This is a genomic window from Novosphingobium sp. TK46, from assembly GCF_055361525.1.
Genome location: NZ_CM143963.1, coordinates 312,356 through 331,595 on the forward strand (window position 1 = coordinate 312,356; position 19,240 = coordinate 331,595).

At 65.0% G+C, this 19,240-nt stretch carries 20 protein-coding genes; 13 read left to right on the top strand and 7 right to left on the bottom strand.

The window, feature by feature from the left end; all coding sequences use genetic code 11:
* Positions 1–5: 5 nt before the first annotated feature.
* The 6 genes from ACXJ1Z_RS01455 (at position 6) to ACXJ1Z_RS01480 (ending at position 2,973) form a co-directional block, all read left to right on the top strand.
* The gene (locus ACXJ1Z_RS01455; protein ID WP_463778996.1) at positions 6–185 is read left to right on the top strand and encodes a hypothetical protein; all 180 of its coding nucleotides are present in this window, start codon (positions 6–8) and stop codon (positions 183–185) included.
* A gap of 12 nt (positions 186–197) precedes the next feature.
* The gene (gene leuD, locus ACXJ1Z_RS01460) at positions 198–800 is read left to right on the top strand and encodes a 3-isopropylmalate dehydratase small subunit (RefSeq protein ID WP_463778998.1); all 603 of its coding nucleotides are present in this window, start codon (positions 198–200) and stop codon (positions 798–800) included.
* A gap of 87 nt (positions 801–887) precedes the next feature.
* Positions 888–1,211 carry a DUF1476 domain-containing protein gene (locus ACXJ1Z_RS01465; RefSeq protein WP_463778999.1) on the top strand — a complete coding sequence of 108 codons (324 nt, stop codon included), beginning with the start codon at positions 888–890 and terminating at the stop codon, positions 1,209–1,211.
* A 33-nt stretch (positions 1,212–1,244) separates the two neighbouring features.
* The gene (locus tag ACXJ1Z_RS01470) at positions 1,245–1,478 is read left to right on the top strand and encodes a BolA/IbaG family iron-sulfur metabolism protein (protein WP_463779001.1); all 234 of its coding nucleotides are present in this window, start codon (positions 1,245–1,247) and stop codon (positions 1,476–1,478) included.
* Between the two features lie 56 nt (positions 1,479–1,534).
* On the top strand, positions 1,535–1,864 hold the full coding sequence (gene grxD / locus ACXJ1Z_RS01475) for a Grx4 family monothiol glutaredoxin (RefSeq protein WP_463779002.1): 330 nt from the start codon (positions 1,535–1,537) through the stop codon (positions 1,862–1,864).
* Between the two features lie 320 nt (positions 1,865–2,184).
* Entirely contained in the window at positions 2,185–2,973 is a 789-nt protein-coding gene (locus tag ACXJ1Z_RS01480; RefSeq protein ID WP_463779004.1) for an NUDIX hydrolase, read from the top strand.
* A 22-nt stretch (positions 2,974–2,995) separates the two neighbouring features.
* Here ACXJ1Z_RS01480 and ACXJ1Z_RS01485 read toward each other — a convergent pair whose 3' ends face one another.
* The 4 genes from ACXJ1Z_RS01485 to ACXJ1Z_RS01500 form a co-directional block, all read right to left on the bottom strand.
* The gene (locus ACXJ1Z_RS01485) at positions 2,996–4,252 is read right to left on the bottom strand and encodes an MFS transporter (RefSeq protein ID WP_463779005.1); all 1,257 of its coding nucleotides are present in this window, start codon (positions 4,250–4,252) and stop codon (positions 2,996–2,998) included.
* A gap of 114 nt (positions 4,253–4,366) precedes the next feature.
* Complete coding sequence (locus ACXJ1Z_RS01490) at positions 4,367–4,693, bottom strand: PilZ domain-containing protein (RefSeq protein WP_463779007.1); 327 nt, start codon at positions 4,691–4,693, stop codon at positions 4,367–4,369.
* Positions 4,694–4,773: 80 nt separating this feature from the next.
* Positions 4,774–5,280, bottom strand: coding sequence for a nuclear transport factor 2 family protein (locus tag ACXJ1Z_RS01495; protein WP_463779009.1), 507 nt, complete (start codon positions 5,278–5,280; stop codon positions 4,774–4,776).
* A gap of 136 nt (positions 5,281–5,416) precedes the next feature.
* Entirely contained in the window at positions 5,417–6,484 is a 1,068-nt protein-coding gene (locus ACXJ1Z_RS01500; protein ID WP_463779010.1) for a YeiH family protein, read from the bottom strand.
* Positions 6,485–6,635: 151 nt separating this feature from the next.
* Here ACXJ1Z_RS01500 and ACXJ1Z_RS01505 point away from each other — a divergent pair, with 151 nt between their 5' ends.
* Positions 6,636–7,895, top strand: a complete 1,260-nt coding sequence (locus ACXJ1Z_RS01505; protein ID WP_463779012.1) for an MFS transporter — start codon at positions 6,636–6,638, stop codon at positions 7,893–7,895.
* Between the two features lie 100 nt (positions 7,896–7,995).
* Here ACXJ1Z_RS01505 and ACXJ1Z_RS01510 read toward each other — a convergent pair whose 3' ends face one another.
* On the bottom strand, positions 7,996–10,308 hold the full coding sequence (locus tag ACXJ1Z_RS01510) for a TonB-dependent receptor (protein ID WP_463779013.1): 2,313 nt from the start codon (positions 10,306–10,308) through the stop codon (positions 7,996–7,998).
* A 160-nt stretch (positions 10,309–10,468) separates the two neighbouring features.
* Between ACXJ1Z_RS01510 and ACXJ1Z_RS01515 the strand changes: the two genes are divergently transcribed.
* The 6 genes from ACXJ1Z_RS01515 to ACXJ1Z_RS01540 all read left to right on the top strand — a co-directional run bounded on the left by ACXJ1Z_RS01515 (position 10,469) and on the right by ACXJ1Z_RS01540 (position 17,234).
* The gene (locus ACXJ1Z_RS01515; RefSeq protein ID WP_463781139.1) at positions 10,469–12,484 is read left to right on the top strand and encodes an alpha-glucosidase; all 2,016 of its coding nucleotides are present in this window, start codon (positions 10,469–10,471) and stop codon (positions 12,482–12,484) included.
* Positions 12,481–13,497: a LacI family DNA-binding transcriptional regulator gene (locus tag ACXJ1Z_RS01520; protein ID WP_463779014.1), complete on the top strand. Its 1,017-nt coding sequence runs from the start codon at positions 12,481–12,483 to the stop codon at positions 13,495–13,497. Before ACXJ1Z_RS01515 ends, ACXJ1Z_RS01520 begins: the two co-directional genes overlap by 4 nt.
* 11 nt (positions 13,498–13,508) lie before the next feature.
* On the top strand, positions 13,509–14,417 hold the full coding sequence (locus ACXJ1Z_RS01525) for an aldo/keto reductase (RefSeq protein WP_463779016.1): 909 nt from the start codon (positions 13,509–13,511) through the stop codon (positions 14,415–14,417).
* Positions 14,414–15,481 (top strand): LLM class flavin-dependent oxidoreductase, encoded by a 1,068-nt coding sequence (locus ACXJ1Z_RS01530; RefSeq protein WP_463779017.1) that lies wholly within the window; start codon positions 14,414–14,416, stop codon positions 15,479–15,481. Before ACXJ1Z_RS01525 ends, ACXJ1Z_RS01530 begins: the two co-directional genes overlap by 4 nt.
* A 149-nt stretch (positions 15,482–15,630) precedes the next feature.
* Positions 15,631–16,863, top strand: coding sequence for a molybdopterin-dependent oxidoreductase (locus tag ACXJ1Z_RS01535; RefSeq protein ID WP_463779019.1), 1,233 nt, complete (start codon positions 15,631–15,633; stop codon positions 16,861–16,863).
* A gap of 26 nt (positions 16,864–16,889) precedes the next feature.
* Positions 16,890–17,234, top strand: coding sequence for a cytochrome c (locus ACXJ1Z_RS01540; RefSeq protein WP_463779021.1), 345 nt, complete (start codon positions 16,890–16,892; stop codon positions 17,232–17,234).
* A 55-nt stretch (positions 17,235–17,289) separates the two neighbouring features.
* Here the strand turns inward: ACXJ1Z_RS01540 and ACXJ1Z_RS01545 are convergent, their stop codons facing one another.
* On the bottom strand, positions 17,290–18,132 hold the full coding sequence (locus tag ACXJ1Z_RS01545) for a shikimate 5-dehydrogenase (protein WP_463781140.1): 843 nt from the start codon (positions 18,130–18,132) through the stop codon (positions 17,290–17,292).
* Between the two features lie 2 nt (positions 18,133–18,134).
* Positions 18,135–19,124, bottom strand: coding sequence for a LacI family DNA-binding transcriptional regulator (locus ACXJ1Z_RS01550; RefSeq protein ID WP_463779023.1), 990 nt, complete (start codon positions 19,122–19,124; stop codon positions 18,135–18,137).
* Positions 19,125–19,240: the final 116 nt, after the last annotated feature.

The following is a 19,240-nucleotide window of genomic DNA, read 5'->3' on the forward strand; positions in this document are numbered from 1 at the left end:
TCGACATGGCAGACGACAACAATCTCGCAGGCAAGGCTGCCATCGCCGCCGGTGCCGCGATCGGTTCGGCCGCGATCGCCGCCGCCGTCCTCTATGTGAAGCGGCGCAGCGACAGGAAAGCCGCCGCGCGCGCCCTGCCGCCGCCGACCAGCACCGCGCCGCACTTCCCGCCCGAAACCGACTGAGGCGATCGAACGATGAAGCCGATCAACCACGTCGCGGGACGGGCGATCCCGTTCGGGCGCAAGAACGTCGACACCGACGTCATCATCCCCGCGCACTGGCTCAAGACCGTCACGCGCGAGGGCCTGGGTCGTGGCGCGTTCGAGGCTGTCCGCAAGGAGCCGGGCAATGTGTTCGCAAACCCGGAATTCGCGCATGCGCCGGTGCTGATCGCAGGCGATAACTTCGGCTGTGGGTCAAGCCGTGAACATGCCGCCTGGGCTCTGCTCGACATGGGTGTGACATGCGTGATCGCGCCGAGCTTTTCGGACATCTTTTCGGGCAACGCGTTCAAGAACGGCATCTTGACGGTCGCTTTGCCGCAAGAGGCGATCGACCGCCTGATGGAGGTGGCGCAGACCGATCCGATCGACATCGACCTCGACACCCAAACCGTCACCACGCCGTTCCAGGATCGCTTCTCCTTCGAGATCGACGCCTTTCGTAAGCATTGCCTGCTTGAGGGACTCGATGAAGTCGGCCTTACCATGGCGCAGGGCGACACGATCGGCAGCTATGAGCACCGGGCGCGCGCCGACTTGCCGTTCCTGGCCAAGACCCCGGCCACGGTGGACTGACAGCGCCATGGCGGTAACTGCGCCATTGAACGCACGGCCCCCTGCCCGTATCGCACGATCACGATCAACCGAGCAGGGGCCGAGCCGATGACGATATTCGACGAACGCGAGCGCGGTGAAGAAGCCAGGTTCGCCCATGACGCCGACATGCTGTTCCGCATCCAGGCCCGGCGCAATCGCCTGGTCGGCGAATGGGCCGCCGATCGCATGGGCCTGTCGCCCGCCGAGCGCGAAGCTTACGCCAAGTCGGTCGTTCAGGCCGACTTCGAGGAAGCGGGCGACGAGGACGTGATACGCAAATTGCTGGGCGATCTGACCAGCGCCGGGATCGAGACCGACGAAGCCGAAGTTCGCGTGGCTCTCGAAGCCAAGCAGGTCGAGGCACGACGCATGCTCATGGGCGAAGCCTGAGCGAACGCCCCCAAAGACCGAAGGACATATCCGATGGCCATGCCAGCCGCCGAAATCGAAGCCTTGATCCAAAGCGCCCTGCCCGATGCGCAAGTTACCATCACCGACCTTGCCGGCGATGGCGATCACTACGCCGCGCATGTCGTCTCCGCCACGTTCGCCGGCAAGAGCCGTGTCGCCCAGCACAAGCTGGTGTACGAGGCGCTGGGTGGACGCATGGGCGGCGTGCTCCACGCCTTGCAACTCACCACCGGTATTCCCAACTGATTGACCATAACAGCCAGGTCGCGCCGATGCGCGGCGGCCACAAGGAATTGCAGACCATGTCCGACGTCAACACCCGCCTTGGCGAGATCGTCAAATCCAACGACGTCGTGCTGTTCATGAAGGGCACGCCACTGTTCCCGCAGTGCGGCTTTTCCAGCCGGGCAATCGCGATCCTCGATCATCTCGGGGTCGCCTACGACAGCGTCGACGTGTTGCAAGACATGGAGATCCGCCAGGGTATCAAGTCTTTCTCCGACTGGCCGACGATCCCCCAACTCTACGTCAAGGGCGAGTTCGTCGGCGGCAGCGACATCATGATGGAGATGTACGAAGCGGGTGAGTTGCAGCAGCTGATGGGTGAGGCAGGCGTAGCGCGCGCCAGCTGACCATCCGCGCTCAGGCGGGCGTCTACAAATGTTGAGAAACGGCGCACTCGTGCGCCGTTTTTCGTGTTGGCCGCGGTTCGCTTGGGAAAGTACCGGGTGAGGCGGGGCCGGGAGACTTGTTCGACCCCGCCTCTTCGAGACGTGCTCGGGGGGTACGAGATCATCATAGCATGACCCGTGCCAATCGCCCGTTTGCGCCGTTCACCGCCCATTGCATCGGGTTTGCCGACACCGGTTGTAAAGTCATCCGACAGGGGCGAGCTTGACAGGGCTGCTCAAGCAGAGCTTGCCTCCCCGCGCCGGGCAAGCGACAATGCGGCATGTTTGAATTTCCTGGTACCGGCGCGATGCCGGCGGATGGTCCAAAGGTCATTCCGGCCGCGACCGTCGTCATATTCCGTCTTGCCGCTGATGGGCTCCCCGAATTGCTGATGGTGCAGCGATCGCGCGAATTGCGCTTCGCCGGGGGCGCGGCGGTGTTCCCGGGCGGCAAAGTCGATCCGGCCGATCGGCTGCTCGCCCAGCAGCTATATCCGGACGGCGATCCCGAAATCACCGCCGCGCGCATCGCTGCGGTTCGCGAAACGCTGGAAGAAACCGGACTGGTCATCGCCGTGCAAGAGAGAGTGTCCAGCGCGGACGCCGCTGCTGCGCGGACCATGCTGCTTGGCGAGGGCACCCTTGCACCGGTGCTGCAGCACCATGGCTGGACGCTCGACCTTGAGCGACTGACATTTTACGCACACTGGTGCCCACCTTTCGAGCGGGCGTTCGATACGCGCTTCTTCGTGATCGATCTGGGTACCGGCGCGGTCGACGTCACCGTCGATGCGACCGAGAACACGAAGCTGTTCTGGGCCAGCGCCACCCGCGCGCTCGAACTTGCGGATCAGGGCGAGATCAGCGTCATCTTCCCCACGCGCCGCAATCTGGAGCGGCTCGCCCAGTTCGCGAGCTTCGATGATGCACTCGCCGATATCGGCCGCCATCGGGTCAGCCGCATTTGCCCCAGGCTGGTCGAGCGCAATGGCGAGGATTGGCTGGAGATACCCGACGGGCACGGCTATCCGGTACTGGGCCAGCCGCGCGTGACGGCGCAGCGCGGGTAGGCGGCGGTACGTCGTCCCCGCATCAGGCTGCGGCCGGCTGTACCGTCGCCACCCCCGCTTTACGTCCACTCGCGGCGTATAGCCCAAGGAAGACGGCAGCGGCGAAGACGACCGCCATCGTGGTAATCGGGATCGCGAAGGATCCGGTCTCGCGCGCGATCCGACTGGCACCGATCATCGCCAGCGCCATGAACGGCAGCGCGATCACGGTGTTGAGCCCGAAACCACGGCTGTAGCTTGGTTGCCCGAAGGTATCGCTGATCCCCTTGCCCAGCGCCGGGATGGCGCCGGCGCCGTGCATGCCGATCAGGCCGACGATGATGGCGACCATGGCGAAAGGAGGCTTGAGCAGCAGCAGGCTCCACAAGATGGCACAATCGAAGGCGACCAGCGCCAACGTCCGTCCGCCGCCCAGCTTGTCCGCCACCCAGCCGAACAGGACCGATCCGGCAATGCCCACCATGGACATCAGCGAGGCGAGCAAGGCGGACTGACCGCGCGTGAAATCCCAGGTCTCGCCCATCGGCACCAATAGCGTGCCCATCATGACCGAGCTTGTGATGCTGGCACAGTTCGCCAGCGACAGCGCCCAGAACTTTGGCCGCCCAAGCAACTGACCGACGCTTAGCGAGCCATCCGCCGTCCGCTTTTCAACAGTTGCGGCCGGTGGCTGATAGCCCGGAGGATGATCGACCGCCAACGCGGTCAGCGGCAGCATCAGCAGCGCGGAGACACCGGCTAGCGTCAGGTAGGCCGCCTGCGCCCCGAAATCGCCGATGAAGGCATTGATCGCCACCGGCATGATCGCGATCATGATCGGCAGGTGCACCAGGCCGAGCGCGAGACCGCGATTATGGTTGAACCACCGTGTGACCAGCGTCGCGGGTCCGATCGATCCGGCCAGGCTCAACGCCGGCCCGAAACACAGCCCATATGCGGCGAGGTAGAGCGGAAAGCTGTTGGTCAGGCCGAGGATCAGATATCCCAGGACCGTCAGCACCGCACCGATCATCAGCAGCAGGCGCAGCGAATAGCGGGCCACCAGCACACCGACGATCGGCGCGAGCGCGGCACTGCCCACCATCATCAGCAGGATCGCGGCGGATGCCTGCTCCAGCTTGACGCCCAGGCGCGTCTCGACCGAAGCCAGCATGACGCTGAACGATCCCATCACCGTTCCGACAACGACATTGTGCGACACGCCGGCGATAAGGCCCATCCGCTTCGCAAGCGGATGGTTCGGCATGTCGCCCCCAGAAACGGTAGGATTCAAGGCCACGCAATTCTCCCGAAGGCCTCTGTTGGGCCCGACAATTCAGGAGAGTGTGACCGGATCGTACGGCGAACGCCAGCACCTTTTGCCGCGACAGGCCATGTGACCTGACAGAATGAGCTAGTCGCGGGTCACGTGGATCAAATCACCGGCCTCGTGCATGCGCACAAGATGGTCGATGACCGGCGGGTAAATCGCGCGATCGAACTCTACGCCGGCGCAATCGCCAGCGACCCACCGTACCCTTGCGCCCAAGGCTTCGAGCCCGGCAGGCCGGATGACGACGTGCGAGCCGACCCTGAACAGCACGGTATCGGTCCTGATGCAGCACCCTTGCGGCGAAATGTCGGAGATCTCCCCGCTATCGCGCAAACCACTGCCGATGCGGCACTGCGCGGGCAGCACCACCGACCTGCGTTCGACGCGCCGAGGAACTTCTGGGGACATGCCGATCTGCATCGCAGAACCGGGTGTAGAGAAGGTTAAGCCCGCCATCCGTTCAGGCCGCCCGGACGGCGGAAGCCGCGTCAGCGTTGCAAGCGCATCGCGTAGGACGGGTCGTTCCGGTTTCGCGTCGCGCCGCCTACCGCGCCCGAGGGTACGCCCGGCACCACCAGATCCATCCGGCCGAAATCAACCAGCATCCTGCGGCGTGCGATGCGCCAGGTTCCCTCCCGCTTCTCCATGCGATCGACGTAGCGGCCATGCGAGACCCAGTCGCGCTCGGGCCCGTCCTCATCGGCGGCCATCCGGTGCGACGAAACCGTATAATGCTCTGCCCAGGCGACATCGCCGTCGACTTCGACCAGCTGATTGCCGGTGTTGTGCCAAGTCCAAAGATAATGGCTGAGAACCTGGTCGCCGAACGCGATGAACTCCTCGACGCCGACCTCCTTGTGCAGTTCGATCACGGCGTCGGAATGGAAACAGCTGCGCAGCAAGGCGTCATCGCGACGATCGTTGGCGCGGCAATAGCGTAAGTGGACGTCGCGGATCTCGGATTCGGCAATTACGTCATCGATAGTTTTGGCCATGGCATGTTCTCCCGTGTCCGATAATCACATGCCTTGCGGGACCGGTCACGGACTTTTGTCGCGTTGGATCTGTCACGCGGCTCGGCAACGCGTTGCGCAAGGCGCCGTATTCGTCAGGCTTTGGTAGGCGCAGGCTTTACAGTATCATCAGGCTGAACGCCGTCGCGACCATCAGCGATGCGAGCGTGGCGGCGACCACCGGCATGGCCGCGCGCCAGCCCATCTGCATCACCAGGTCCAACCGCGATCGCATCGCCGTGGCCGTCACCGCCAGCAGCAGGAGCGACTTCGACAGCGTTAGGCAGGCGTGAGCGACGGACGTGGGCACGACCACGATCGAGTTCAGCACCACGACGGCCAGGAACAGGGCGATGAACCAGGGCAGCGCCAGTTTGCGGATCCAGTGCCGCCCCGCCTTGTCGCTGTCGGCCGCCCAGAACGACACCACGGTGACGATCGGCGCCAGCAGCGCCACGCGTGACAGCTTGACGATGGTGGCATAGCTGCCCGCCGTATCAGAGTAGGCATAGCCTCCGCCGATCGCCTGTGCGACGTCATGGATCGAGGCGCCGATCAGAAAACCGGCCTGCCGATCGTCGAGATGCAGCATTGCGGCTAGCGGCGGGTAGAACGACATCGCCAGTGCGCTCGCCAATGAGATCACCACCAGCGTCAGCGCGAACTGCGCCTGGCTGATCCGCTTGGCGCCAAGCACGCCGAACAGCGCCAGCGCGGCCGAGGCCCCGCAAATTGCGGTCGCTCCTCCGGCGAGGATGCCCATCGCGGTCGACGCCCCGGTCAAACGCGCGACCAGCAGCGCCGTGCCCATCGCTGCCGCCATCACCATGAGCAACGCGAGGAACGGTACCGGTCCCAAACCGCCGATTTGCGCAATGGTGACTTGCGTGCCCAAGACGACGATGCCCCATCGCAGGCACGACTTCGACACGAAATCGAGGCCGGGATGCACCCGAGGCTCGCTGGTAACGAAATTCAACGCCAGCCCGATCAGCAAACCCATCAGGATGATCGGAGCGCCATAATGCTCGGACAGCCAGGCCGCAGCGATGCTCGCGATTGCACAGACTGCAAAGCCCGGCCACAGCATCTTCCATTCGTCGAGGCGCGATCGGCGGGTTTGCGGCTGATCCTGGCGGGCAAGAAACAGCTCGCCATACAGGTCGCCGGCATGATCTGGAGCCACGTCATGTCCCTCGCGCGTCCATCGCATGAAGACGCTTGCTGTATGTCCTACGGTGTCATACGTCTCCTAAGTCGATGCGCCATTGCGAGCAAGAGCTTTGCAGGCGCATTGCGTAAAGGCCGGCGATGACCGGCGTGGGTGGGAGAAGGCGATGACGATGCACCTGGAACCGGCCGCGCGATCGGCGGACGGCGCTCTGCCCGGCACCGCACGGGCACAGAACGTGCTCATCGCGCTGATCTTCTTCGCCACCGCGCTCAATTATGTCGATCGTCAGGTGCTGGCGCTGCTCAAGCCCATGCTCGAGGCGGAGTTCGAGTGGTCGGATCAGCAGTTCGCGCATCTGGGATCGATATTCCAGCTTTCCGCCGCGGTTTCGCTGATCGGCGTCGGCTGGTTCGTCGATCGCGTCGGCGTGCGGCTTGCCTATGGCCTGGCCGTCGCGGTCTGGAGCCTGGCGGGCATGGCGCATGCGCTGGCGGCAAGCGTGCAGCAGTTCGTGGTGGCGCGGGCCGTGCTGGCGACAGCGGAATCGGTGAACACCCCAGCGGCGATGAAGACCGCCGCCACCTACCTGCCGATCGAACGGCGCTCGGTGGGGATCGGCATCATCAACACGGCGCCCAACGTCGGCGCGATCATCACGCCCCTGCTCATCCCGCCATTCGCGATCGCATTCGGCTGGAAAGCGGCCTTCGTGGTGACGGGCGCGCTCGGCCTGATCTGGCTGGTCGTCTGGCACCTCAACACCGCGAAGCTGCGCCCGATCGGCGGCGCGGTGGCGGCCAAGCCGCAGAAAGTCGGTTGGGGCGAGGTTCTGGCCGACCGTCGCAGCTGGACGGTGATCGGGGCAAAGGCGATTACCGACCTGGTGTGGTGGTTCGTGCTGTTCTGGGCTCCGGACTTCTTTTCGCGCCAGTTCGGCCTGAGCCAGGGCGCGCTCGGCGGGCCGATCGCGGTCGTCTTCGCACTGGCGGCGCTGGGCGCGGTCAGCAGCGGTGCGCTTTACCCGGTGCTACTGCACCGCGGGTTCTCCCTGAACGCCGCGCGCAAGAGCGCGATGCTGTTCTTCGCGCTCGTCGTGCTGGTCATGCCGCTCGCGATGCTGGCCACCAGCCCGTGGATCGCGGCGCTCTGCATCGGTCTTGGCCTGTTCGCGCACCAGGGCTTTTCGACCAACCTGTTCGGCATGGCGACCGAGATCATCCCGACCCGCCGCATCGCCACCGTCATCGCCCTGGGCGCGATCGGCGGTAACCTGACGGGCACGGGGATCATCGAGTTCGCCGGCTGGTCGCTCGATCACGGCATGGGATATGCTCCGCTGTTCGTGATCTGCGGTGGGGCGTATCTGGTCGCGCTGCTGTTCATTCACCTGATGCAGCCAAAGCTCCAGACGGCGGAGCAGTAACGCGGCACGACGCTGCGCAAAAGAAACCCCCGGCGGGACGGCGCCGGGGGTTTCCTGTCGTGTCGCGTGAAGAGCGGACGCGCAGGCGCCCACGCCGCGGTTACTTGAAGCGAGCGCGTAGGTTCACGCCCGCATAACGATCCGCATCGCGCGGGATCATCAGTCGCTGGCCGGCGGTGGTGTTCAGCAGGACGTAGCTGTCATCCAGGATGTTGCGGACCATGAAGGTCAGGCGATACTGGTCCTCGGGGTCCGATACCCCGACACTGGCGTTCCAGATGCCATAGGGATCGATCGGTCCGCTCTCGCCCAGATCGGAGAACTGACGGCTTGCATGGTGCCAGTCGCTCGACAGGTAGAACTTCACCGGGCCGGCGTCGACGTCGTAGTCGCCGCCGACGGTGTAGCTGAACTTTGGCGCGAGCGGCAGACGCGTACCATCGCGTGCATCGGGCGCGTTGGTCAGCGGGTTCGGATTGAACCGGCGCACCTTGGCATCCGCGTAAGCGAAGTTCGCGCGCAACGTCAGACCCTGCGTGGGCGCGACGGTCGCATCCAGTTCGAAGCCTTTGGAGCGGACCGAACCGGCATTGGTCAGGTTGGTGACCACGGCGCCGTTCAACAGTACAAAGTTGTTGGCCTGGAAGCCCTTGTAATCGACGAGGAATGCGGTTGCGTTCACCTGAAACACGCGATCGAAGAACTGGCTTTTCAGGCCCAGTTCGTAGCTGTTCGACTTTTCGGGATCGATCGGGGTCGAGTTGGTCGGCGCGACATGATTGAAGAACACGTTGAACGCCGGTCCCTTGTAGCCACGCGTGTAGCTGGCATAGACCATCGCATCCTGCGCGACGTCATATTGCAGCACCGCCTTGCCCGAGAAATTGTCGGCACTGGTCGATCCGCGCGACTGGTTGGTGCCGTTGCCGCCGGTGGCGATGGTGCCGCCCGCACCCACCGTGGTGAGCCCCGCTCCCGGCGTGATCACGCCGTTCGTGGCGTTGACCGAAGGCGCGCGAAAATGCGTATAGCTCACATCGTCGTGCGTGTAGCGGCCACCCAGCGTAAAGCGCAGCGCGGGGGTGATTTCGTACGTCGCCTGACCGAATGCGGCATAGTTGCGGAACTCGACCCGGCTTTGCGAGCTGGCGGTCGGGAACAGCGTGTTCACCGTATCCGCCAGGTTGCAGGGACGTCCGCCGGTGATCGGATCGATCGGCGAAGTCGATGACGCGCAAGTGACGTCGCTGCGGGTGAAATCCTGGGTGTTCTTCGAATACCACATGAAGCCGCCCACCTGATAGGTCAGCGCCTGGTTCTGCGGCGAGGCGAGGCGAACCTCGGCGGAGATCTGGTCGGTCTCCACGGTGCCGCGATCGTGCAGTTGCGGCGTCCCCACGAGCGCACGAGGCAGGAAGTCGCCGTCGCGGATCTCGGTGTTGCGCCAGTTGCGGTAGCCGGTGATGATGCTGACGGTGTGATCCGCGAAAGTATCGATATCGGCGTTGAGCGTCACGCTCCATTGCCGATCCAGCGAACGGGTGATCAGGTTCTGATTGACCCGGCGTGTGTCCTCGCCCTGGGGGGCGATGCCCAGTTCACGGTCAAGCACCGTGCCGCGCGACACGCCGGTCACTTCGGCGCAGCAGTCGTCGTTGGCCCTGAAGTAGTCGGCGATCAGGCGGACGCGGCCACCCTCGCCGTCGAAGTCGATCAGACCGCGCGCGCCGTAATGCTCGTAGCCGTTGACCTGACGCTCGCGTCCGCCGGTGATGTTCTTGATGTTGCCATCGTAGTTGCCGTAAAATCCGGTGACGCGCGCGCTGAGATCCTGGCCGAGCGGACCCGACAGCGTCAGGCGGCCGCGGTATTCCTCATCGGTGGTCGCGGACGCGTTGGCTTCCGCCTCGAACGTGTCGGTTCCGCCCTTGGAAACGATGTTCACGAGGCCGGCGGACGCGTTCTTGCCGAACAGCGTCCCCTGAGGGCCGCGCAGCACTTCGATGCGATCGAAATCGACGAGATCGAGGAACGACTGGCCCGAACGGCTCAACACGATACCATCGACGACGGTGGATACGCTGGGTTCCGCCGCCACCGAAAAGCTGATGGTGCCGACGCCACGCATGACGATGGCACTGTTGGCGTTGGTGGTTCCCTTGCGGAACGTGACGGACGGTACGATGCTGGTGATGTCCTCCAGGCTTTTCGCGCCCGCGCGTGCCAGCGCCTCGCCCGTTACGGCGCTGATCGAGATCGGCACATCCTGTATGTTCTGCTCCACCTTCTGCGCGGTGACGATGATCTCGTCGACCTGAGCAGCAGCAGGCGTTGCCATGGCGACGGCAACGGTGGACGCGGTCATGGCGAGCACGGCACGACGCGCCATGCGATTGCATGTGAACTGGATCATAGGTTGCCCCTCCTGACGCGAAGCCCGAGCCTCGTGGCCTTGGGTCTTCCTCTTGGTCGCTTCCTCTTGATTGGCACCCCTGTTTCTGTCAAGCGGTGTCATATCAGGGCCGCGGCTATAGGCGGCTCGTGTCGCGTTCTGGCAACGCCATGGGATCGAGATCCGGAGAGCCGCTTCGTTGTCGCTGACTTTCGCCATTCGGGATGACGGTTTTGCATGCCTCCTGTCGGGGCGGGAAGTGCTGCGCAGCACCGCTGAAATCCCCGCCATCGTCATCGCGAGGGGACAGGCGCAAGTCCTGATGGTGCGTGGCAATTTCGACATCAGCGATACGCCGATCGAGATGACGCCGCTCGCTCACGCACGGTGGGATGGCGACTGCCTCCTGCTTTCGGCGCTGCCCGGCTTCACCCCCATGGTGCGCCTGCGCGGCGACGGCGCGAATCTCGTCGTGGAAACGCTTGAACCGGGATACGACCGTGTGTGGATCGATCTGGTCGCACAGCCCGGCGAGCATGTCTGGGGTGGCGGCGAGCAGATGAGCTACCTCGATCTATCGAGGCGCCGCTTTCCGATCTGGACCAGCGAGCCGGGCGTCGGTCGCGACAAGAGCACCGAGCTGACCCGGTTGATGGACGAGCAGGGCATGGCCGGCGGCGACTATTGGTGGACCAACTATCCGCAGCCGACGTTCCTCACCTCCAGCCTGATCGCCTGCCACCTCGACAGCAGCGCCTACAGCGTTCTCGATTTCACCGACCCGACGCATCACCAGATCGAAGTATGGCAAGGCACCTTCACGCTCGAGTTCCTCCATGCGGAGACGATCACCGACCTGGTCGGCCAGCTCAGCGCCCGCTTTGGCCGCCAACCACCGCTGCCGGATTGGGTAATCGGCGGTGCGATCGTCGGCCTGAAAGAAGGCGAGGCCAGCTTCGCCCGATTGGAGCGCATCCTCGCGGCTGGCGCGCAAGTCAGCGCCTTGTGGTGTGAGGACTGGATCGGCATCCGCCAGACCACCTTCGGACGTCGCCTGTTCTGGGACTGGTCGTGGAATGCGGCACGCTATCCCGAACTGCCCGCGCGCATCGCCGCGCTGGCGGAGCGCGGCATTCGCTTCATGGGCTACGTCAATCCATACCTCGCCAACGACGGCGTGCAGTACCAGGAGGCGCTCGCGGGCGGTCACCTTGCCTTGCGGCAGGACAGCGACGAGCCATACCTCGTCGATTTCGGGGAGTTCGACTGCGGCGTGGTCGACTTTACCAATCCCGCCAGCCTGGAGTGGTTCGCCGAGCGGGTGATCGGACAGGAGATGCTCGACTTCGGCTTGTCCGGCTGGATGGCCGACTTCGGGGAATACCTTCCCGTCGACTTGCGCCTGCACGACGGCAGCGATCCGATGCTGATGCACAACCGCTGGCCAGTGCTGTGGGCGGAGGCCAACGCCCGCGCCGTCGCTTCGCGTGGCAAGACGGGGGAAGCGGTGTTCTTCATGCGCGCGGGCTTTACCGGGGTGCAGGCGCACTGCCCGTTGCTATGGGCGGGAGACCAGTCGGTCGATTTTACCCGGCACGATGGCATCAACACGGTGATTACCGCCGCGCTGTCGGCCGGGCTGCTCGGCAACGCCTATTCGCACAGCGACGTCGGCGGCTACACCAGCCTGCATGGCAACGTCCGCACCGCTGACCTGATGATGCGCTGGTGCGAGCTTGGAGCGTTTTCACCCGTCATGCGCAGCCACGAGGGCAACCGCCCCGACGACAATCTCCAGATCGACAGCTCGGATGCGCTGCTCTCGCAATTCGCGGCGATGTCGAAGGTGCACGCCATCCTGGCGCCGTATGTGCGCCACCTGAGCGACGAGGCGGTGGCGACGGGCATGCCGGTGCAGCGCCCGCTGTTCCTGCACTACTTCGACGAAGCGCTGTTCGCAGTCCAGGACCAGTATCTCTATGGCGCGGACATGCTGGTCGCGCCGATCGTCGAGGCCAGGGTGACCGGACGCGAAGTCATCCTTCCCGGCAAGCAGCCCTGGCGGCACTTGTGGTCGGGCGAGGACTTCGCGCCGGGCACCCACTTCGTCCCCTCACCATACGGTCAGCCGCCGGTGTTCTACCGTCCGGAAAGCCGGTTCGCGCCGCTTTTCGCCACCTTGGAGGCGCCGGCATGAGCGATCGCTCCAACATCAAGGACGTCTCGGCGCTAGCAGGCGTATCAGTAAAGACGGTCAGCCGCGTGCTGAACGGCCACCGCTACGTCAGCGCCGATACCAAGGAGCGCGTCGAAAAGGCGATGGCGGAGCTTGAGTTCCGCCCCAGCGTCGCCGCGCGCATCCTGGCGGGCAACAAGTCGGGCCAGGTCGCGCTGATCTACGACAATCACAGCCCCTACTACATGAATCAGATCCAGATGGGCTGCTGGGAGGGATGCCAGCAGACCGGCTCGCGCCTGCTCGCCCAGCCGGTCGACGTCACCGATCCTTTGGTCGGCGAACAAGTGCGCGGGCTCGTCACCGAGACGCATGTCGATGGCGTAATCCTGTCGTCCCCGGTGACGGACTGCCCCGCCGTGCTCAAGGCGCTGGAAGGCATGGACATCCCGTTCGTGCGGATCTCGCCCGGCACCAACCACGCGATGACCTCGTCGGTGTTCATGGACGACGCGCAAGCCGCGGACGACATGACCAGCTACCTGATCGCCAAAGGTCACCGGCAGATCGGTTTCATCCGCGGCCACTCCAACCACATGGCGTCGGAAGAGCGGCTGTTCGGCTACCGCCGCGCACTCGACCGCGCCGGACTGGCGTTCGAACCGGCGTTGGTCGCACCCGGTGAGTTCGATTTCGACAGCGGAGTCACCGCCGCACGCCAGTTCCTGCGCGGCCCCCGCCGACCGACCGCGATCTTCGCCAGCAACGACGACATGGCCGCAGGTGTTCTCTCGGTCGCGCACGACATGGGCCTGGCGGTACCGGACGACCTCTCCGTCGCCGGGTTCGACAACACCACCCTCGCCCGCATGGTCTGGCCGCAGCTGACCACGATCAACCAGCCCACCCGCGAACTGGCGCTGGCCGCGACCCAGCTGCTGCTGAGCGGCGCCCAACTTACCCATCGCCGCCTGCCGCACGACCTGGTCGAGCGCGCCTCGGTGGCCACCATCAATCCCGACATCATCGCCTGACAGGAATGCCCATGACCCTTCTCCCTCCCCTGGAAAGCCGCCGCCCGCTGGGCAAGAGCGGCCTGACCGTGTCCGCGCTCGCCTGGGGCAACTGGCGCCTGTGCGGTGACGATGTCGCTGCCGTGGTGAAGCTGCTGCACGCCGCGCTCGATGCCGGGATCGACTTCGTCGACACCGCCGACATCTATGGCCCCGACAACGACGAGCCGTTCGGCGCCTCCGAAGCGCTGCTCGGCCGCGCCCTCGCCACCGATCCGTCGCTTCGTGACAAGTTCACGATCGCGACCAAGGGCGGCATCTCGTTGGGCGTACCTTACGATTCCAGCGCAGAATACCTCACCGGCGCCATCGACGCCTCCCTCCAACGCCTCGGCACAGACCGGGTGGAACTGTGGCAAATCCACCGCCCGGACATTCTCACGCACCCTTCGGAAATCGCAAAGACGGTTCTGACCGCGCACAAAGCCGGCAAGATCCGCAGCTTCGGCGTATCCAACTTCACAGTCGCCCAGATCGCCACGCTGCAACAATACCTTAGCCTCCCCATCGTCTCGACCCAGCCCGAGCTTTCCGCGCTCAAGCTGGCCCCGATCGAGAACGGTGAACTCGATCAGGCCATCGCCATGGACATGGCGGTCATGGCCTGGTCGCCGCTCGGCGGTGGACGCATCGCCAACCCTGCTGACGAACGCGCGCAAGCCGCCGCCAGCGCGCTGGACGAAGTCGCCCAGGAATTTGCGGTATCGCGCACCGCTGCCGCCTACAGCTGGATCATGGCGCACCCGGCGCGCCCGATCCCCATCGTCGGATCACAAAAGGCAGAGCGGATCGCCGAAGCCGCCGACGCACTCCGGGTCCGCTGGGACCGGGCGCGGTGGTATGGCGTGCTGGTCGCCGCAAAGGGAGAGCCACTACCATGATCGATAAACCCTGCGAAGTCAGCTGGTTCTCAGCGCTTTGTGACGACGATTACGAGTTCCTTGGGGTACCTGATCCGATGCTGGCCTCCAGCTGGGATCACTGCCGCAACATCGTGCTGCAAGCGGAGAAAGGCGGCTTCGATAACATCCTGCTGCCGTCAGGCTACCAACTGGGCATCGACACGACGATGTTCGCCGGTGCCATCGCGCCGCTTACCAAGACCATCCGGCTGCTGTGGGCGCTGCGCATGGGCGAGGATTGGCCGCCGCAGCTGGCGCGCCGGATCGCCACGCTCGACCGCATCCTGGGCGGTCGGCTGACGGTGAACATCATCTCCTCCGACTTGCCGGGCGAGAAGCTGGATAGTCGCGCACGGTACCAGCGCACGCTGGAGATCATGCAGATCCTCAAGATCATGCTGTCCGGCGAGCACCTGAAGTACGAAGGCGAGTTCTACAATCTCGACCTCGCCCCGGCGCGCATCGGCACGCTCTCCGGCAAGTGCCCCCCGCTCTACTTCGGCGGCCTGTCCGAAGACGCCCGCGAAGCCGCCGCGAAGGGCTGCGACGTCTACCTTATGTGGCCCGACACCATGGACAAGGTGCGCGAAATCATCGCCGACATGACCGCCCGCGCGGCGCGCCATGGTCGCACGCTCAAGTTCGGCTACCGCGCGCACGTCATCGTGCGCGAAACCGAGGACGAGGCGCGCACCTACGCCGATCGCCTGCTGTCCAAGCTGGACGACGAGGCCGGCGCGGCGATCCGCGCCAAGTCGCTCGACAGCGCCAGTGTCGGCGTGACCCGCCAGGCGGAACTGCGCTCGGCGGCGGGTGGCGATGGTTTCGTCGAAGACAACCTGTGGACCGGCATCGGCCGCGCGCGCTCCGGCTGCGGCGCCGCGATCGTCGGCGATCCCGATCAGGTACTGGCGAAGCTGCGCGCCTACCAGGCCGAGGGCATCGATGCCTTCATCCTGTCCGGCTATCCCCACGCTGCCGAAGCGGACCTGTTCGCCCGTCACGTCTTACCGCAACTGCATCACGCGCCGCTGACTCTGTAACGAACGCCGGCGAGCTTTCGGCTTCACGATGTCAAAGAACGTTCACCGATCTGGCACTCTGTTGCCGTGTAGGAAAGTTCTTTCGCCGACGGCTCGACGCGTCCACTCGCTTGAATCAAGTCTACCAATGAAGTTAAGGTAAGACGATCATGGACCGCCTCGATCCCCTTCTCGCCATGGCCGTTGCCCGCCGGCGGTTGCTTGCCGGCGGCGCGTTCGGCCTTGTCGCCGGCAGCGCAGCCCTGGCGCAGAGCGGCAAGTTCGCGCAACTGCTCACGGCGGGTGGTTCGGAGCAGCGCCCGCTGACCAGCGCCTTTCCCGAGAAGGGCGAGATGATCCTGCAGCGCAATCGCCCGCCCCTGCTGGAAACGCCGATGCGCGTGTTCGACGAAGGCGTATTCACTCCCAACGATCGTTTCTTCGTGCGCTGGCACTGGGCCGACATTCCGCTCGACGTCGATGCCGATACCTTTCGCCTGACCATCACCGGCGGCAAGAAGCCTCTCGCCCTGTCGCTGCCCGAGATCCTCAAGCTGCCGCGTATCTCCTACGCCGCGGTCAACCAGTGCTCGGGCAACAGCCGCGCCTTGTTCTCGCCCCGCGTGCCCGGCGCGCAGTGGGCGCATGGCGCGATGGGCAACGCGATGTGGGAGGGGGTCGCGCTCAAGACCCTGCTCGCGGCCGCAGGCGTTGATCCGAAGGCTACGGCGGTGCGTTTCGGAGGGCTGGACAAGCCGCTGACCCAAGTCGACGCGTTCGAAAAGTCGTTGTCGCTCGATCACGCGATGGATGGCGAGGTGATGGTGGCCTTTGCGATGAACGGCGAGCAATTGCCCCTGCTCAACGGCTTCCCGCTGCGGCTGATCGTGCCGGGCTGGTATTCGACCTATTGGGTCAAGTCGCTCAACCACATCGACGTGTTCTCGGGCAAGGACACCAATTACTGGATGGCGAAAGCTTACCAGATACCCACCACGCCCGACGCCGACGTGGCGCCCGGGACGGCCGAGTTCGCCAAAAAGCCGATCAGCGCAATGAACGTCCGATCGTGGATCACCAGCGCCGAGCCGGGCGCCCGCCTGCCCTTTGCGCCCAGATTGCCGGTGCGCGGCATCGCGATGGGCGGGGCCGGCGTCCTCAGCCGGGTGCAGGTCTCCACGGATGACGGCAAGACATGGCTGAATGCGAAACTGGGCCCGGACGAGGGCCGCTATGGCTTTCGCCGCTTCGAAGCGGATGTGCCGATCCGCGCGCGCGGTGCGATGACGCTGATGAGTCGGGCGGTGAACGGCGACGGCGCGATCCAGCCGATGACGGCGAACTGGAACCCGGGCGGCTACATGCGCAACTGCGTCGAGTCCTGCCCGATCGAGATCGTATGATGGCGCGAACCTCGCTTTCGCTGGCGATGATCGTGCTGCTGTCCGCCTGCGGATCGAAACACGCGTCCGATGCACCCGAAACGACCGCCACGACAACGCCAGCGGCTCCGCTGGCCTCGGTACGCTCGGCCAACATCACCCTGCCGCCGGATGACGAAACCTTCGGTGAGGGCACGGATGCGGATCTGCTGAACCGCAGTTGCCTCGCCTGTCATTCCGTGGCGATGGTGCGCTACCAGCCGCCGCTGAACGAAAAACAGTGGACCGCCACCGTGACCAAGATGCGGGAGGCCTATGGCGCGCCATTCGCGAAGTCCGAAACGGCGGCGATCGTGGCGGCGCTGATGCGGCAACACCCGCCCGCGCCCTGATCGTCGTGCCGGCGCGGGGGCCACGCCCCCGGTGGCTGGAGCAAGGAACCCGGCGCTATACCAGCCTGTCGGCCGTAGCCTGTCCGTGGGCGAAGGCAGCGGCGGCATGGATCATCGCATCATCGGGACGCACGCCGGTGTAGAGCACGAACTGCTCGATCGCCTGCAACACGATCACCTCGGCACCCGAGATGACCGTCTTGCCGCCGGCCAGCGCGGCCAGGATTAGCGGCGTTTCGGCGGGTTGCGCGACCACATCCATGACGTGGCTCGCCGCCGCGATCTGGGCAGCCGAAAACGCGAGAACGGCGGCGTCCGCGCCCTCCATGCCAAGCGGGGTGACGTTGACCAGCAGCGGCGCCACGTAATCCGCCGCCTGCGCGCTCCAAGCATAGCCATAGCGTTCGGCCAGCGAACGGCCCGCCGCCTCGTTGCGAGCGACGATGGTCCCTTGCTCGAAGCCCGTGTCCCGCAAGGCCGCTACGACCGCCTTAGCCATCCCGCCACTGCCGCGCAGCAGGAACGGCATCGCCGGATCGAAGCCTCTGCGGCCGAGCAGTTCGCGCACCGCGACGTAGTCGGTGTTGTAGCCGGTCAGAACCCCGTCATCGTTGACGATCGTGTTGACGCTGTCGATCGCCCGGGCCGACGGATCTAGCGCTTCGATCAGCGGGATCACCGCCTCCTTGAACGGCATCGACACGGCCGCGCCCCGGATACCGAGGCCGCGAATTCCGGTGACGGCGGCGGCGATGTCATCCGTCCCGAACGCCTTGTAGACGAAGTCGAGCCCGAGTTGCTCATAGAGGTGGTTGTGCAGCCGCGACCCTGCATTGCCGGGCCGGCCCGACAGCGAGATGCACAACCTGGTGTCGCGGCCGATCGGCGGTTTCTTCATCGTCATCGACATGGTCCTACACTAGATCCGCGAACGATGCAGCGTCCGCCCAGCACCACCTGGCGTGGAGGGCCGTCAGGCCGTTCGAGCCGATCGGACAGCATCGACATCGCGGTGCGTCCGATCTCCTCCACCGGCTGCTCGATCACGGTAAGGCCGCCGCCGACCAGATCCATCCACGGCTCGTTATCGAACCCGGCCAGCGCCATGTCCTGTGGCACCGACAAGCCGAGCGCGTGAACTGCCCGCAGGATCGAGGTGACCATGACACCGTTGCTGGCGATCAGCGCCGTCGGTCGATCGGAAGCGGCCATCAGCGTCGTCAGCGCGCGCTCGGCCTCACCCGCGCCGTGGCCGACGGGTATCGCTTCGGGTGTCAGACCAAGCTCGACCATTGCCTTGGCATAGCCGTCGCGGCGTCCGCTGCCGGTGGTGCTGGTGGCGCCGAACAGGCCGGCGATACGGCGATGTCCGGCGCCGTGCAGTTCGGCAACCAGCAGCGCCGCCATCGCCTCGTTATCGAGCACGACCGAATCCTGCGCGGCGCCCGGAATGGTTCGGTCGATAAGCACCACGGGAAAATCGAAGCGCTGGCGCGCCGAACTTTCGACCCCGGAACGCGTGGGCGCAAGGATCACACCGGTGACGCGCTCCTCCTGCATCAGCTGCAGATACATCGCTTCCTTGGCAGGATCTTCATCGGTGTTGCACAGGATGACGCGTAGCCCCTGGGCATAGGCGATCTCCTCGACCGAGCGCGACACCGCGGTAAAGAACGGGTTGCGGATATCGGCGACTACCAGACCGATCGTGTTGCTATGCCGCGAACGCAAACGGCGCGCCGCCAGGTTCGGGCGATAGCCGGTTTCCGCCACGGCCGCGAGCACCCGCTGCTGCATCGCCGCGTCCACCGTGCGGCCCGACAGCACACGCGACACCGTCGCTGCGGACACATCGGCGACACGCGCCACGTCCTTTATTCCTACCGCCATCGAGAAATCGTTCTCCGCATCAGCCTGGGTTCTGTCTGTTCCAAGCTACACCGATTTACAAGGTATTCACCATCTACTTGACAAAGTGATGAGAAAACGTTTTCTTGGTGGGGCGA

Bases quoted from the DNA above. Each gene is read 5' to 3' on its own strand.
- ACXJ1Z_RS01455 (WP_463778996.1), top strand. From the start codon at position 6: ATGGCAGACGACAACAATCTCGCAGGCAAGGCTGCCATCGCCGCCGGT.
- leuD (WP_463778998.1), top strand. From the start codon at position 198: ATGAAGCCGATCAACCACGTCGCGGGACGGGCGATCCCGTTCGGGCGC.
- ACXJ1Z_RS01465 (WP_463778999.1), top strand. From the start codon at position 888: ATGACGATATTCGACGAACGCGAGCGCGGTGAAGAAGCCAGGTTCGCC.
- ACXJ1Z_RS01470 (WP_463779001.1), top strand. From the start codon at position 1,245: ATGGCCATGCCAGCCGCCGAAATCGAAGCCTTGATCCAAAGCGCCCTG.
- grxD (WP_463779002.1), top strand. From the start codon at position 1,535: ATGTCCGACGTCAACACCCGCCTTGGCGAGATCGTCAAATCCAACGAC.
- ACXJ1Z_RS01480 (WP_463779004.1), top strand. From the start codon at position 2,185: ATGTTTGAATTTCCTGGTACCGGCGCGATGCCGGCGGATGGTCCAAAG.
- ACXJ1Z_RS01490 (WP_463779007.1), bottom strand. From the start codon at position 4,693: ATGTCCCCAGAAGTTCCTCGGCGCGTCGAACGCAGGTCGGTGGTGCTG.
- ACXJ1Z_RS01495 (WP_463779009.1), bottom strand. From the start codon at position 5,280: ATGGCCAAAACTATCGATGACGTAATTGCCGAATCCGAGATCCGCGAC.
- ACXJ1Z_RS01505 (WP_463779012.1), top strand. From the start codon at position 6,636: ATGACGATGCACCTGGAACCGGCCGCGCGATCGGCGGACGGCGCTCTG.
- ACXJ1Z_RS01510 (WP_463779013.1), bottom strand. From the start codon at position 10,308: ATGATCCAGTTCACATGCAATCGCATGGCGCGTCGTGCCGTGCTCGCC.
- ACXJ1Z_RS01520 (WP_463779014.1), top strand. From the start codon at position 12,481: ATGAGCGATCGCTCCAACATCAAGGACGTCTCGGCGCTAGCAGGCGTA.
- ACXJ1Z_RS01525 (WP_463779016.1), top strand. From the start codon at position 13,509: ATGACCCTTCTCCCTCCCCTGGAAAGCCGCCGCCCGCTGGGCAAGAGC.
- ACXJ1Z_RS01530 (WP_463779017.1), top strand. From the start codon at position 14,414: ATGATCGATAAACCCTGCGAAGTCAGCTGGTTCTCAGCGCTTTGTGAC.
- ACXJ1Z_RS01535 (WP_463779019.1), top strand. From the start codon at position 15,631: ATGGACCGCCTCGATCCCCTTCTCGCCATGGCCGTTGCCCGCCGGCGG.
- ACXJ1Z_RS01540 (WP_463779021.1), top strand. From the start codon at position 16,890: ATGATCGTGCTGCTGTCCGCCTGCGGATCGAAACACGCGTCCGATGCA.
- ACXJ1Z_RS01545 (WP_463781140.1), bottom strand. From the start codon at position 18,132: ATGAAGAAACCGCCGATCGGCCGCGACACCAGGTTGTGCATCTCGCTG.
- ACXJ1Z_RS01550 (WP_463779023.1), bottom strand. From the start codon at position 19,124: ATGGCGGTAGGAATAAAGGACGTGGCGCGTGTCGCCGATGTGTCCGCA.